The 14139-nt window shown below is 40.5% G+C and carries 9 protein-coding genes; 6 read left to right on the top strand and 3 right to left on the bottom strand.

The window, feature by feature from the left end; all coding sequences use genetic code 11:
• The first annotated feature begins 7 nt into the window (after positions 1-7).
• Entirely contained in the window at positions 8-679 is a 672-nt protein-coding gene (gene hpf, locus HXT48_RS03695; protein ID WP_421792968.1) for a ribosome hibernation-promoting factor, HPF/YfiA family, read from the top strand.
• Between the two features lie 187 nt (positions 680-866).
• Entirely contained in the window at positions 867-3662 is a 2796-nt protein-coding gene (secA, locus tag HXT48_RS03690; protein WP_288231117.1) for a preprotein translocase subunit SecA, read from the top strand.
• Positions 3663-3744: 82 nt separating this feature from the next.
• Here the strand turns inward: secA and HXT48_RS03685 are convergent, their stop codons facing one another.
• Complete coding sequence (locus tag HXT48_RS03685) at positions 3745-4413, bottom strand: hypothetical protein (RefSeq protein ID WP_102703060.1); 669 nt, start codon at positions 4411-4413, stop codon at positions 3745-3747.
• 75 nt (positions 4414-4488) lie between these two features.
• On the opposite strand from HXT48_RS03685, the gene HXT48_RS03680 reads away from it, so the two are divergent.
• Positions 4489-5196 (top strand): lysophospholipid acyltransferase family protein, encoded by a 708-nt coding sequence (locus HXT48_RS03680; protein ID WP_012914113.1) that lies wholly within the window; start codon positions 4489-4491, stop codon positions 5194-5196.
• A 117-nt stretch (positions 5197-5313) separates the two neighbouring features.
• Here HXT48_RS03680 and HXT48_RS03675 read toward each other — a convergent pair whose 3' ends face one another.
• Positions 5314-7704: a Stk1 family PASTA domain-containing Ser/Thr kinase gene (locus HXT48_RS03675; RefSeq protein WP_076002813.1), complete on the bottom strand. Its 2391-nt coding sequence runs from the start codon at positions 7702-7704 to the stop codon at positions 5314-5316.
• A gap of 97 nt (positions 7705-7801) precedes the next feature.
• A complete protein-coding gene (locus HXT48_RS03670; RefSeq protein WP_102703061.1) occupies positions 7802-8908 on the bottom strand; it encodes a polyprenyl synthetase family protein in 1107 nt (368 codons plus the stop codon).
• Between the two features lie 194 nt (positions 8909-9102).
• Here HXT48_RS03670 and HXT48_RS03665 point away from each other — a divergent pair, with 194 nt between their 5' ends.
• The 3 genes from HXT48_RS03665 (at position 9103) to HXT48_RS03655 (ending at position 14069) form a co-directional block, all read left to right on the top strand.
• Complete coding sequence (locus HXT48_RS03665; RefSeq protein WP_102703062.1) at positions 9103-9969, top strand: hypothetical protein; 867 nt, start codon at positions 9103-9105, stop codon at positions 9967-9969.
• Positions 9970-10099: 130 nt separating this feature from the next.
• The gene (locus tag HXT48_RS03660; RefSeq protein ID WP_004106787.1) at positions 10100-11569 is read left to right on the top strand and encodes an RNA polymerase sigma factor; all 1470 of its coding nucleotides are present in this window, start codon (positions 10100-10102) and stop codon (positions 11567-11569) included.
• 106 nt (positions 11570-11675) lie between these two features.
• Entirely contained in the window at positions 11676-14069 is a 2394-nt protein-coding gene (locus tag HXT48_RS03655; RefSeq protein WP_415690049.1) for a DNA gyrase/topoisomerase IV subunit B, read from the top strand.
• The last annotated feature ends 70 nt before the right edge of the window (positions 14070-14139 follow it).

The raw sequence follows: 14139 nt of genomic DNA, 5'->3' as shown, positions 1-14139 counted from the left end.
GTTTCGCATGGAAATCGTCATTACTGGTCGTCATACGCAGATTAATCAAAGGTTCCGTGACGTTGTAGAAAGTAAGATGAATCGTGTGACCGCCATTGCGCCTGATGCGCAGCGCGTGCAAATCGTGTTGACTCATGAAGGCAATCCAAGGCAGGCTGACACAGCAAAGCGAGTTGAAATTACTGTTGTTGCAGGAAGCACTGTGATTCGCGCAGAAGCTTCTAGCACTGATCAATTTAGTGCATTAGATATGGCGCTTGATAAGTTGACGCTTCGTTTGCGTCGTACTCGCGATCGTCGTAAGGATCATCGCCGTGGATATACGGAAATGACCCCTGTAGATATGGGTGCTGTAGAGCCTGAGATTGAGACTACTGTTGAAGAGGCAGAAGAAAATGAGGTTAATAGCGCAGATGCTGCTGTTGCTTCTGATTTAGGTCCTGGTGAATCTGTGGAAGTAAGTGTTGGCGACACTCCTATTGTGATTCGTCGTAAGCTACATATTGCAGAGTCTATGAGCATAGATGAGGCTTTGTATGAGATGGAGCTTATTGGGCATGATTTCTTCTTGTTCGTAAACAAAGAAACTATGAGACCATCTGTAGTATATCGCAGACATGGTTGGAGCTATGGCGTATTTGAAATTGATACACCTGAAAATGTTGCTAAGCAAAAGTAATAATTAAAACACATCTAAAATGCGCGAATAAGTGCGCATGCCCGTCTAGCACAATGTTGGGCGGGCATTTTTATGTAGTAATCAGACGCGCTAACTTATAAAAATCGTAGCCGTCGCGTAATATAGGCACAGTTTACGTCTATGTTGGCTAGGCCGTCGTCATAGACATGACCTAAGGGAGCAAAACGTGGTAGATATCGTCGATAAAGCCTTGCGTATGGGTGAAGGCCGTCAATTGAAGCGCCTTGAGAACGTAGCAAAGGCTGTGAATGCGTTGGAAGATGAAATTTCCGCGCTTTCCGATGAAGAATTGAAGGGTCAAACTGCTAAATTCAAGCAGCGTTTAGACAATGGTGCAAAGCTTGATGATTTGATGCCTGAAGCTTTCGCTACTGTGCGAGAGGTTTCAAAGCGTACGCTTGGCCAGCGTCATTTCGATGTGCAGCTTATGGGTGGTGCTGCATTGCATTGGGGCAATATTGCAGAAATGAAAACTGGTGAAGGTAAAACATTGGTTGCTACTTTGCCAAGCTATCTGAATGCTTTGGAAGGCAAAGGTGTGCACGTTGTCACAGTCAACGATTACCTTGCTAGCTACCAGAGCGAGCTTATGGGTCGTATTTATAGATTCCTTGGCATGAGTGTTGGATGCATTATTACAGACCAGCAGCCGCCAGAGCGTCGTAAGCAATACAATGCTGATATTACTTACGGTACAAATAATGAGTTTGGCTTCGATTACTTGCGTGATAACATGGCGTGGGAAAAGAGCGAGCTTGTGCAGCGCGGTCATCACTATGCAATTGTCGATGAGGTCGATTCCATTCTTATCGATGAGGCTCGTACGCCACTTATTATTTCAGGTCCTGCTGAAGGTGATGTAACTCATTGGTATCGTGAATTTGCAAAGCTTGTTTTGAAGCTTACTCGCGATGTTGATTACGAGATTGATGAAAAGAAGAAAACCGCAGGTATTCTTGATCCTGGCATCGCAAAAATTGAGGATTACTTGGGCATCGATAACCTTTATGAGCCAAGCAATACAGCTCTTATTGGTTATTTGAATAACGCTTTGAAAGCTAAGGAGCTTTTCCTTCTAGATCGTGACTATGTTGTTACAAACGGCGAAGTTTTGATTGTCGATGAGCATACTGGTCGTGTTCTTCCAGGTCGTCGTTATAGCGAGGGCTTGCATCAAGCAATTGAAGCTAAGGAAAACGTGGAAGTCAAGGCAGAAAATCAGACTTTTGCTACTATTACTTTGCAAAACTACTTCCGCATGTACGACAAGCTTGCTGGTATGACTGGTACTGCTGAGACTGAAGCTGCAGAGTTCATGGGAACTTACAAGCTTGGTGTTCTTCCAATTCCTTCCAACCGTCCAGTAATTCGTAAAGATAAGGACGATTTGATCTTCCGCACAAAGAAAGAAAAGCTTACTGCTATTGTGCGAGATGTTGCTGAGCGTCATGCAAAGGGTCAGCCTGTGTTGCTTGGTACAGCTTCTGTTGAATCTTCTGAGATTCTTTCTTCGCTTCTTGACGTTGCTCGCATTCCTCACCAGGTTTTGAATGCTAAGCAGAATGCTAAGGAAGCTGCTGTTGTTGCTGTTGCAGGTCGTAAGGGTGCTGTAACTGTTGCTACTAACATGGCAGGTCGTGGTACCGATATTATGCTTGGCGGCAATGTTGAGTTCCTTGCAGATGCTAAGTTGAAGGCTGAAGGATATTCTCCAGACGATACTCCTGAAGAGTATGAGAAGCGTTGGCCAGGCGTTTTAGCTGAAGTTAAAGAGCAAGTTAAGGACGAGCACGAAGAAGTTAAGAATCTTGGTGGCTTGTATGTACTTGGTACTGAGCGTCACGAATCTCGTCGTATTGATAACCAGCTTCGAGGTCGTTCTGGCCGTCAGGGTGATCCTGGCGAGTCCCGCTTCTACTTAAGCTTGGAAGATGATTTGATGCGCCTGTTCAACACTCAGCTTGTTGCTCGTGTTATGGCTAAGGGATTGCCAGAAGGCGAACCAATTGAGTCTAAGTACGTTTCTAACGGTGTGCGCACGGCACAGAAGACTGTTGAAGCTCGTAACTTTGAAATGCGTAAGAACGTTTTGAAGTATGACGATGTTATGAATAAGCAGCGTACTGTGATTTATGCAGAGCGTCAGATGGTTCTTAAGGGTGAAGATATTCACGAGGACATCTTGAAGTTCATCAGTGACACCGTAGAAAGTTATGTGCGTGGCGCAATGAACGGTTCTGATAAGCCAAAGAATTGGGATTTGGACGGCTTAAAAGATGCTCTTAACTCTGTAATGCCTGTACTTCTTGATTGGGATCAGGTGTGTGAAACGATTATCAATCTTAAGGGCGAAAAAGCTGTTTCTGCTTTGCGTGATTTGATTGTCGACAGTGTAGTAAAGGTTTACTCTCTCATCGAAGATCGTCTCGGCGCTGATCCACTTCGTCAAATTGAACGTCGCGTTGTTCTTTCTGTTCTCGATCGCAAGTGGCGTGAACATCTTTATGAGATGGATTATTTGAAGGATGGTATTGGTCTGCGTGGTATGGGTCAGCGTGATCCGCTCGTTGAATATCAGCGTGAAGGCTACCAGATGTACAATTCGATGATTGAGGCAATTAAGGAAGAAAGCATTCAGCTTCTATTCCACATTGATATCAATCAGATTGCTTCTACTGAAGATATTTCTTCTGACGATGAGCTTGATGAAGATGTTGCACAAGCTTCGTCTGAGGTAGATGCTGAAGATCAGGCTGCTGGTATTGTTGGTCCTGCACCTTTGAGTCATGCTGAGGGAGATGTTCCGTTGAGCATGCGACCAAAGAATGAAGAATGGAAGACTCCATGGTCTGATGGTCGTACATTCCCAGGAACAAATAAGAATGAAGAGTGCCCATGTGGTTCTGGTCGTAAGTACAAGCTTTGCCATGGTCAAAACGAATCTGAAAATGAAGCTGAGTAACTTGAAAGCTGCTAGGTAAAATAAATAAAAGGCGGTGTGATTATAATCATGCCGCCTTTTATTATATTCGATTGATTATTAGCTATACTCGAGCACCATCTCCATAATCGCTGTAATCTTCTTTATACGGATTAGGTTTTTTGCGATTCATAAGTAATCCTGCTCCACTAAGTAGCGTTAATAGGCCGCATATAATACCAACAATGTTTGCTATAGCAGGAATAAAAGCACTTACAATAACACCGAAGATACCTATAACAAATAGAATCCACAAAACTACATTAACTAAAGATACGTTATAAAATTGTGGATTTGGGGGCACAAAATCATCTCCATAGTCTTCCATAGTCTTATCTAAATCAAGCCAACTTGTGCGTGTATTATCACGAGGACCTTTAGCAGTTATGATCGTGTGAGGGTCTTGCATTCTAGTAGGAATAATATAGGATTTATGGCTGCTTAAATTGTTTAAGCTAAATTTATTTTTTATAGCATTTTTTTGATTTTTAGAATTATTATCGCTTGCTATGCTGTTGTGATTTTTCTTTTTTTCTTCTTTCTGAGCATGCTTTTCAAAGCTTTTTGCGCTACGTGAATTAGCAATATCATTCATATCGTCAGAATGCTCTGCAATAAAAGATGACCAATCATCATCAAAATTTCTATTGTTTTGTTTTTGATTATTCTTTAATGATTCTGACGTTAACTCGTCATCACGGCGAGGGTCGTTGGTATTCTTAGAAGAGGTCATGAACTATACTGTAGCAAGTCTTCCTGATTCTATGCTTAAAATGTTCGAAATTGGACTTGCAAGAAAGGATATGGTATGTTGTACTGGTTCTTCGTGAAGGGACTTGGGGGTATTGCCTGCATGAGGATTCATCCATCAGCGCAAGGTGTTAAAAATGTACCTAAAAAGGGTGGAGCTATTATTGCTGCAAATCATCTTGCTGTTATTGATGACGCGCTTCTGCCATTGACTTGTCCTCGTATGATTCACTTTATGGGTAAAGCAGAATATTTTGAAGGCAAAGGTTTAAAGGGTCGTTTCAAGAAGTGGTGGTTTACTTCTGTTGGCGTTTTTCCTGTAGATCGTTCTGGAGGCGCAAAATCGCTTGGCGCCTTGAATCATGCTCGTGAAATATTAGAAAAAGGTCAGCTTTTTGGTATTCATATTGAAGGTACAAGAAGTCCAGACGGTCGTTTATATCGCGGTCATACTGGTGCTGCACGTCTTGCTCTTGAAACAGGTTGCCCGATTATACCAGTTGCAATTATTGGAACTAGAGAATTGCAAGTGCATGGTCAAGTTATTCCTGCAAAAGGTAAAACTAAGGCAATTTATGGCGAGCCTATTCAAGTAGAGCGTGTTTGTGACGAAAGCGAGATTACCCACGAGCGTTTACGTGAAATTACAGATAAAGTAACTAAGTCTATTCAGCAAATGAGTGGTCAAGAATACGTTGATGAATATGCTCAAACTGTAAAAGAACGTATGCGTAAAAAACGTGAAGAAAGTAATGAAAATAAATAATATAATTCTAATGCTATTAGGCTAGCGTTATTAGATATTTAAATTTTATTTATATTCAAATATGTAAGCGGCGAAAGTTATTTAGCTTCCGCCGCTTTTATAATACTTAAAACACGCTTATATTACTGTAAGAGTGATAATAGAAGGATTTCCATTAGAATCCTTCAATGGTACTTCACTTCCAGCTCCAGGGGATTGGAAGCGCACTACGTGCATTAAATCACCAAGTGGAGCAGAAATACGAACTTTTAGCCCTAGATTTTCAATAATCCTTTTAGCTTCATTACTGTTCTTTCCGCAAACGTTTGGCAATGTAACAGTTTTTGGACCTTTTGAAACAACAACTTTAACACTATCGCCCCAATGTAAGTCAGAACCAGCTTCAACGGAAGCGCGGATAATCTTACCCTTTGCTACAGTATCGCTATTTTCTTCTTCGTACTTTACATCCAGCTTAGCGTCAGTTAAAGCTAAGTCAGCTTCACTCTTTGTTTTCCCAACAATATCTGGCATTTGCACAGGCTTAGGTCCCTTGGAAAGTAAAACACTTACTTCTTCGTTATGGTTCATGCGTGTGCCAGGTTTAGGGTTAATATCAATTAAGCTGCCAGCTGGTATGTCTATAGAATACGTGTCTCCTGACTTATCGTGAACAATGTTAGTAAATCCTGCTTTACGCAATGTTTTCAAAGGATTTTTGCCATTGTAAGTCTTTGGATCTGTAATATCGTCCGGGATTGTAGACTTGCGAATTCCACGCGAAATCACAACATTAAGAGTGCTATTATTGTGCTTTTGAATATGGCTTCCTACAACATCAGGATTTGTTGAAACTACTTTTCCTTCTGGCACATCGTCACTATAATCTTTTGAAACTTTGTAAGGAATTCCAGCAATTTTAAGCGTGTGCTCATATTGTTGCCAATTGACATCAGTTATTTTGCAAGATGCATAATTTTTGCATTGAAGGTCGTCGGGCTTAGGCAACGTCCAATAACTGCCAGGACCTAAGAAATACCAAAAACCACCAATAGCAGCAATTGCTAATACTCCAGCTGTGCTTAAACCTGCAATAAGGAAAACACGCTTTTTAGAAGAACGATTAGGCTTGTTTCCTAAGTTTTTTTCCTTATTTGACATGCCAAACGGTTTTGCTGCATTTAAGTTGTTGTTAAAATTGCGAGAGCTAATAGCAATTGTTGGCATATTGCTATCGTCAAATTCTTCTAAAGGATTATCTTGCGAATTGTATGACACATCTTCTGCATTAGCAGCATGCCATTGCATAGCTTGTGTTTTTTGAAGATTATTCGTATCGAAAGCACTGTCGGACTTCGCTAGTGAATTGTCTATTGCTACATTATTGACTTCAGGATTATGTAGATCATTATTTGTGTGTGAATCGAGTTCACTTACAGAATTATTTCTAGGTATTGCAACAGTTTCGTCTGTAGCATTTTGCAATAAAGAGTTGGAATTAGCAGAAAAATTAGAGCCTGAAGTATTTATTGCTCGTGTAGCATCTGAGTCATTATTAGGATTCAATTTGTCCGAATAATTTGCTTCAGGGGAAACACGCAAATTATTAATAGGAGAAAAGTCTGTTTCTTCTGAAAACTCTTGTGGTTCTTCTGCTTTGTATTGCCAATCTTCAGAGTTTAATTGTGTAGAAAGTGCACGTAATTTTGCTAATGCTTCACTTGCATCTTTAGGTCGTTCGTTCATGTCGCGAGCAGTGAGGTTTGCTATGAATTGTGCAACTTTTTCGCTAATTCCAGGGCAAGCTGTAGCAATGGAAGGAGTGTTTTCATGCACATGCTTGAAAACAAGCGTAACAGGATTATCTGCAGTAAAAGGCACTCTTCCTGCAAGCATTTCCCAAGCCATCATGCCTGCTGAATACAAATCACCTTGAGGAGTTGCAAGATTATGCTCAATAAGTTCAGGAGCAAGATAAGCTGCTGTGCCAAGAAGTAATCCTGTAGAAGATAGTGTTGCTTGCGAAATTGCTCTAGCTAAACCGAAATCAGTAATTTGAACATGACCTCGATCGTTAATTAAAATATTTTCCGGCTTAATATCTCTATGTACAACTCCAGCATTATGTGCAGAAGCGAGACCATCCAAAGTTTCTGCAAGTAGACGCAGCGTATCTCGCACACTGAATGTGCCTTGCATATTCATTTCATAACGCAAATTAACGCCATGAACATATTCCATTACGAGATAATCGAGCCCGTCATATTCGCCTGTATCATAAACTTGTACAATATGTGGATTTGCAATTGCTGCAGCAGAAGTCGCTTCTCTGCGGAATCTAGCAATAAATTGCTGGCGATGCACCCCTTGAGCAAGTTGAGTGTGCATGATTTTAATTGCTACAGGTCTATCAAGGCGTTCGTCTTCTGCTTGATACACAGTAGCCATGCCACCCTGAGCTATTTTGCGCACAATGCGATAGCGATTTTCAATGCGCATACCTGGCTGCGCCTGCGTAGCTTCATCCATTGTCACAATCCTTATACGCGTAAAACCATTTTTACTACTTACGAGTGTACAAGCAAGATAGTAAAGAAAGCTAATTTCGAGCGTTATTTGCTAAATATTATTGTACATTACGCCATGCTTCAGGTATAAATCGTTTGCTAATTTCATGCAAAATAGCTTTTCCATTGTCGCTCAATGTACTTGATTCGATTGCGTGTTGTGAATCATTCCACAGAGTCTCAATTCGCTTTTTTGATTTTTCAATAGCACCAGAAGTATGGTAAATCTGTATTATTTTATTTACATCATCTTCGCTTCGAGTACTACTCGTGTAAGCTTTTAATAGTATTTCTCTTTCGTTATCGTTTCCGTATTGCAAAGCATCTGCAAGAAGAACCGCACGCTTACCTTCTCTAATATCACCGCCAATAGGCTTACCTGTAATCTTGCTATCTGAAACAATATCAAGCAAATCATCAGCAATTTGGAAAGCAACACCTAACGAATTGCCAATAGAATTAGCAAGATTGTATGCTTCAGTTGGTTGCATATTTGCTGCAAGAAAGCCGAGAGTTAATGGAGCAACAGTAGTGTAGCTGGCTGTTTTCCATCTAAAAACATTCAAAGATGATTCCGCAAGTTGTATTGGATTATCTAGTTGCATCATTTCTATTGACAAATCCAATACTTGACCAATACCAACATTTCTTTGCATAGACGCAAATGCTGCTAACAATTCCTCGCCATAAGTAAAATTCTTCGCACGATTTCTTGCAATATCGAAACTTTCTGTGGCAAGTAGATCTCCCAGCATTAAACCTAAGCCTGTGCCAATATGCTTATTATTGCAAGCTTTACTTAATGCACAATACGCACTAGGCTTTCCACGTCTTAAATAAGATTCGTCAATAATATCATCATGAATTAATGCAGCTGTTTGAAATACTTCTAGAGCACAAGCTATGTCAAATACAGACTGTTCATGGATTTTTTGAATATTGGTTTCTTTTGATGCAGCGTAAAATGCTGAAATCGTAAGAAGAGCTCTAAGACGTTTTCCGCCTTCGCTTGAAACAATAGCTTGCTTTATTACTTGCTGTAGTATTTGCGCACATGTGGATGAAAGATTATTTTCTAATCCCGTATTAAATTGCTGAGAAATTAAAAAAGTAATTCTAGATTCAATATCGTTAAGACTGTAATTGTTGCCTATAAATGTGCTCATATTATGAAAGTTATCCACAGGGCTGAACATTACAAAACGCAGTTATTATTATGGTTTAATAAGCTTTTCACCGCGGAAATAGTTTTTTATTGAATGCTGACTCATATCTTGAGAAACTTCAATATATCAAAAATGCTATTGCATAGTTTGATTATCAAAATAAAAAATCATGTAAAAAATGAGGGGGAGTATGCATGGAAATTGTAGAGGATGATTTGAAAACGAAGATATCGCATAATTGTATTGATGACTTTGATATGCAAAGTCTTATGCAAATTTATGGTGAAAGCGCTAATTCTTTTAATGGTTGTTTAGATTTTGCAGGTTCAGAAGATTTTGAAAGTTTTGCTGGAAGAGAAATTTCAGATATTAATGGGAATATATATCCTTCCAAAGAGTGCAGCTTTTTTATGACTTTCTCTAAGGAATATATTTACAACAACTGTAGTGATAGTGCGCAATGGATTAAAGGATTAGAATATTGGGTTCCGGCAGTTTCGGAAGCTTTTATAGAAAATGTTGATCGAAATGGCAAGCAATACGCTATTAGAGATATTGCAAGTAGAGCACTTATGCGATGGTACAACATGTTTGCTTATGATGAAAAAATTTTTGGATATGATCTAGTAAACCTGCCAATAGCAATGTTGCATAATATTAATGTTCGTGACGCAATGCTTATTTCTATTCTGGATGAAAATCAAGAATGGTATGACGAAAAAACTTTGTCGAAATTTGCTTGGTGTCCTCACACTCCTGAAGTATCTCGTAATTTGCGGCATTGTTTAGAAGCAAAATTCACTCAAACAAATAATAAGCCTGATATAAAGAGAGCTATTTTCGCGTGCAAAATTTTAAAATCTATGGCTATTATTACTAAAAGCATTCCAAAATTATCTGTGCAAGTTTACGCTTTATTAGCTTATATCAGCTGGTGGTTTAGGCTAGGAGAAGTAAAGTATTATTGTGATTGTGCATTGCGCATTGATCCTGATTGTTCTATGGCAAAAATAGTGTGTGGAGCATTCGAAAATGGTCTTGAGCCAGCATGGATTGAATAATTCGCCACGCCGCAAAAAATTAGTTGGGGAATAATCGTCTTGCTTAAATGGTTTACTACTTAAGGTAAAACTTGCCCTTGCATGAACTATGCCTATATGCGTTACAAGGGGATAATACAGGAGGAACAGTTTGACGAGTGAAGTTGGATCAACGGTCGACAGCGACGAAATGCAAGATGATACTAAGCCTGTAAAAACTCGCAAGGCTAGCGCTGCGCGTAAAACCAGTACTCGAACTTCGTCAGCTGATAGCAAGACACGCAGTTCTCGCTCAAAGAAAACTGAAGACAACAAGATTGATACTGAATCAGTATCGTCTGATGCTAAACATGACGAAACTGAGGATAGCGTAGATATTGAATCTCAAGATCAATTATCTATTGACGATCCTTTAGATGACGATCCACATCTTGATGTTGATGATGAACATTTGAATCTTGATGATTTAGACGATATCCAGCCAGAAGATATATCTGATGTTGACGATTTAAGCGATATTGACGTTGCAGATGATCTTGATGATGAAGAGTCTGAAGATCTTGATGAAATTGATGATCACGACGAAATTAAGCATGATGCTCCGCAAGTGCCACAAGCAAAAGGCGCATTTGTTGTACGAGACGATGACGATGATGATAATCTAACTCCGTCTGGTAATCCTAAGCGTCGTGTAATTGCTACAGGCGCTACTGCAGATCCTGTTAAGGATTATTTAAAGCAGATAGGTCGCGTGAGTTTGCTTAACGCTGAGCAAGAAGTTGATTTGTCAGAGCGTATTGAAGCTGGATTGTATGCTCAGCATTTGCTTGATACTCAAATTGATCAAATGGAGTTTAAGCGTAAGCGTGAGCTTAAGTGGGCTGCGGCAGATGGTAAGAAAGCTAAAGATCATCTTCTTGAAGCAAACTTGCGTCTTGTTGTTTCTCTTGCTAAGCGTTATACGGGTAGAGGCATGCTTTTCCTTGATTTGATTCAGGAAGGTAACCTTGGTTTGATTCGTGCAGTTGAAAAGTTTGACTGGAAGAAGGGCTTTAAGTTCTCAACTTACGCAACTTGGTGGATTCGCCAGGCTATTACTCGTGCTATGGCAGATCAGGCTCGTACTATTCGAGTTCCAGTGCATATGGTTGAAGTTATTAATAAGCTTTCTAGGGTTCAGCGTCAAATGCTTCAAGATTTAGGTCGTGAACCTACACCAGATGAGCTTGCTCGCGAACTGGATATGCCAGTAGAAAAGGTTCAGGAAGTACAAAAGTACGGTCGTGAACCGATTTCTTTGCACACTCCTTTGGGTGAGGATGGCGATTCTGAGTTTGGCGATTTGATTGAAGATACTGACGCAATCGCACCGTCTGATGCTGTTGCATTCTCGCTTCTTCAAGAACAGTTTAGGCAAGTTTTGGAAACTTTGGCCCCTAGAGAGGCTGGAGTTATTAAGATGCGCTATGGCTTGGAAGATGGTCAACCAAAGACTTTAGACGATATTGGTCGCGTTTATGGTGTTACTCGTGAACGTATTCGTCAAATTGAGTCTAAAACAATGTCTAAGCTGCGTCATCCTTCTAGATCGCAAACTTTGCGTGACTTCTTAGATCAGTGATTGTGTGAAGTTATATTACAAAGTGTCGTATTGTTGCTTTTGCGATAGTACGACACTTATTGCTTAAAATAATCGGTTGTACGTTTAATAAGTGCAAGGGGTAGAAGTGGTCTCTCATAAAGAGCAATATGATGCTGATAGCTTGACTGTGCTTGAAGGCTTAGACGCAGTTCGTAAGCGTCCAGGCATGTATATTGGCACTACAGACAGTCAAGGTTTAATGCATTGCCTTTGGGAGATTATTGACAACGCAGTTGACGAAGCTTTAGCTGGAGCTTGCGATCATATTATTGTTACTCTTCACGACGATGGATCTATTGAAGTTGCAGATAACGGTCGTGGTATTCCAGTAGACGTTGAGCCTAAAACAAAACTTACAGGCGTTGAAGTTGTTTTAACTAAGCTTCATGCTGGAGCAAAGTTTGGCAACGCTTCTTATAATGCTGCAGGCGGTTTACATGGTGTTGGATCTTCTGTTGTAAACGCTTTAAGCTTGCGTTTAGATGTCGAAGTTGATAGAGACGGTAAAACGCATCATATGGCGTTCCATCAGGGACATCCTGGAGTTTATAGTGATGCAGATCCAGAGCATCCATCTCCTGCTTCTCCGTTTAAGCGCACGCGAAAAAATAAGCCTACTGAGCTTGAAATTATTGGCACTGTTTCGCCAAAAACTACCGGCACTCGTGTACGCTACTGGGCGGATCCAGAAATTTTTAACTCAACTGCGCATTTCAGCTATGAGCAGCTTATTGCTCGCGTGCGTCAAACAAGTTTCCTGGTTCCAGGCTTAAAAATTACTGTTATTGACGAGCACGTTCCTGAAGGTGAATCTGCAAATATTGAAGAAATTGATTCTACTAAAGATGATGTTGCAGAAAATAATATTGCGGAAAATAATCTTCTTGAAAATCAGCCTGATAATATCGATGACTCTGTGTCTGAATTTGAAGAATTAGAATCTGAAACAACATTAGAAGATGAAGGTGATTCTGAAGATAAGACTGAAAATATCGCGAATGAAGATGAGACTGAAGATGCTGAATCTGAAGAATCAGTTGCACAATCTGTTGCAAATGCTCAGTCTGCTAACTCAATGCAAAATAAGCATCATCCTCGAGTAGTTGAATTTTTGCACAACGGTGGTGTTAAAGATTTCGTTGATTTTCTTTCAAAAGGTGAAGCAGTATCGGATATTTGGCGTATTTCTGGCGAAGATACTTATATAGAAGAAACGCAAGCCGTTGACTCTTCTGGTGAATTACACGCGCAGCAAGTAACTCGAAAATGCGGTGTTGATATTGCAATGCGCTGGGTAAACGGATACGATTCAACGATTATTAGTTTCGTAAACGTTGTTGAAACTCCTGGCGGAGGCATGCACGTTGACGGCTTTATGCAGGGATTAACTAAGCAAATTCGTAAAGCCGTGGAAGATAATGCTAGAAAGCTTAAAGTAAATCTTAAAGACGCCAACACAAAAATTGAGCGTGATGACATTATGGCAGGCTTGGTAGCAGTCGTAACTGTTCGTATTGCCGAGCCTCAATTCCAAGGTCAAACTAAGGATGTTCTTGGAACTGCTCAAGTTAAGCCAATCGTTACCAAAATGACTGACGCTCAATTCGGTGAGATGATTACCGGTTCTAAGAGAGGATTCAAAGAGCAGTCTTCTAGAGTTTTGGAAAAAATAGTTTCCGAAATGCATGCGCGTATTCAAGCGCGTAAAACTAAGGAAGTTACCCGCAGAAAGAACGCTCTTGAGTCTGCTTCAATGCCGCCGAAACTTTCTGACTGCCAGCCTGGAAACGACGATGTTGCAGAGCTTTTCATCGTCGAGGGCGATTCTGCACTTGGCACTGCAAAAGCTGCTCGAAATTCTGCTTTCCAAGCTCTTCTTCCAATTCGCGGTAAGATTTTGAACGTGCAAAAAGCAAGTCTTGCACAAATGCTTTCCAACAAAGAGTGTGCTGCAATTATTCAGGTTGTTGGAGCAGGATCGGGCGCAAGTTTTGATATTTCACAAGCACGTTATAACAAGATTGTTATGATGACAGATGCTGATGTTGACGGCGCGCACATTCGTATTTTGCTGCTGACGCTGTTCTATCGTTATATGCGTCCGCTTATTGAGCACGGTCATGTTTATGCTGCAGTGCCGCCTCTTCACAGAATTGCGCTCGCTGGAAAGCGCAAGGGCGAGTATATTTACACGTATTCCGACGATGAATTGGCTGGAAAGCTTGATGATTTGCAAGCTAAAGGCATTGATTTTAACAGCGATATTCAGCGTTACAAGGGCTTGGGCGAGATGGATGCAGATCAGCTTGCAGACACAACCATGGATCCTAGAACTCGCATGCTTCGAAGGATTCGTATGGAAGATGCTCAGCAAGCGAGTGAAGTATTTGATTTGCTAATGGGCGATGATGTTCCTCCGCGCAAGCAGTTTATTGTTGATAACGCAGACGACTTCGATCGTTCCAAAATCGATACCTGATATCGGTATGCCGCTCGCGTCGCTTTATGTCGCCTTGTATATTTGTATTCCTTTATATTGCTTTATAAAG

The sequence above is a fragment of the Gardnerella sp. KA00127 genome, assembly GCF_049244125.1.
Lineage (GTDB): Bacteria > Actinomycetota > Actinomycetes > Actinomycetales > Bifidobacteriaceae > Bifidobacterium > Bifidobacterium swidsinskii.
This window is presented reverse-complemented; position numbering and strand designations above follow the sequence as displayed.

Coding starts and splice junctions, on each gene's coding strand:
- HXT48_RS03685 (WP_102703060.1), bottom strand. CDS start 4,413: ATGACCTCTTCTAAGAATACCAACGACCCTCGCCGTGATGACGAGTTA.
- HXT48_RS03665 (WP_102703062.1), top strand. CDS start 9,103: ATGGAAATTGTAGAGGATGATTTGAAAACGAAGATATCGCATAATTGT.
- HXT48_RS03680 (WP_012914113.1), top strand. CDS start 4,489: ATGTTGTACTGGTTCTTCGTGAAGGGACTTGGGGGTATTGCCTGCATG.
- hpf (WP_421792968.1), top strand. CDS start 8: ATGGAAATCGTCATTACTGGTCGTCATACGCAGATTAATCAAAGGTTC.
- HXT48_RS03670 (WP_102703061.1), bottom strand. CDS start 8,908: ATGAGCACATTTATAGGCAACAATTACAGTCTTAACGATATTGAATCT.
- HXT48_RS03675 (WP_076002813.1), bottom strand. CDS start 7,704: ATGGATGAAGCTACGCAGGCGCAGCCAGGTATGCGCATTGAAAATCGC.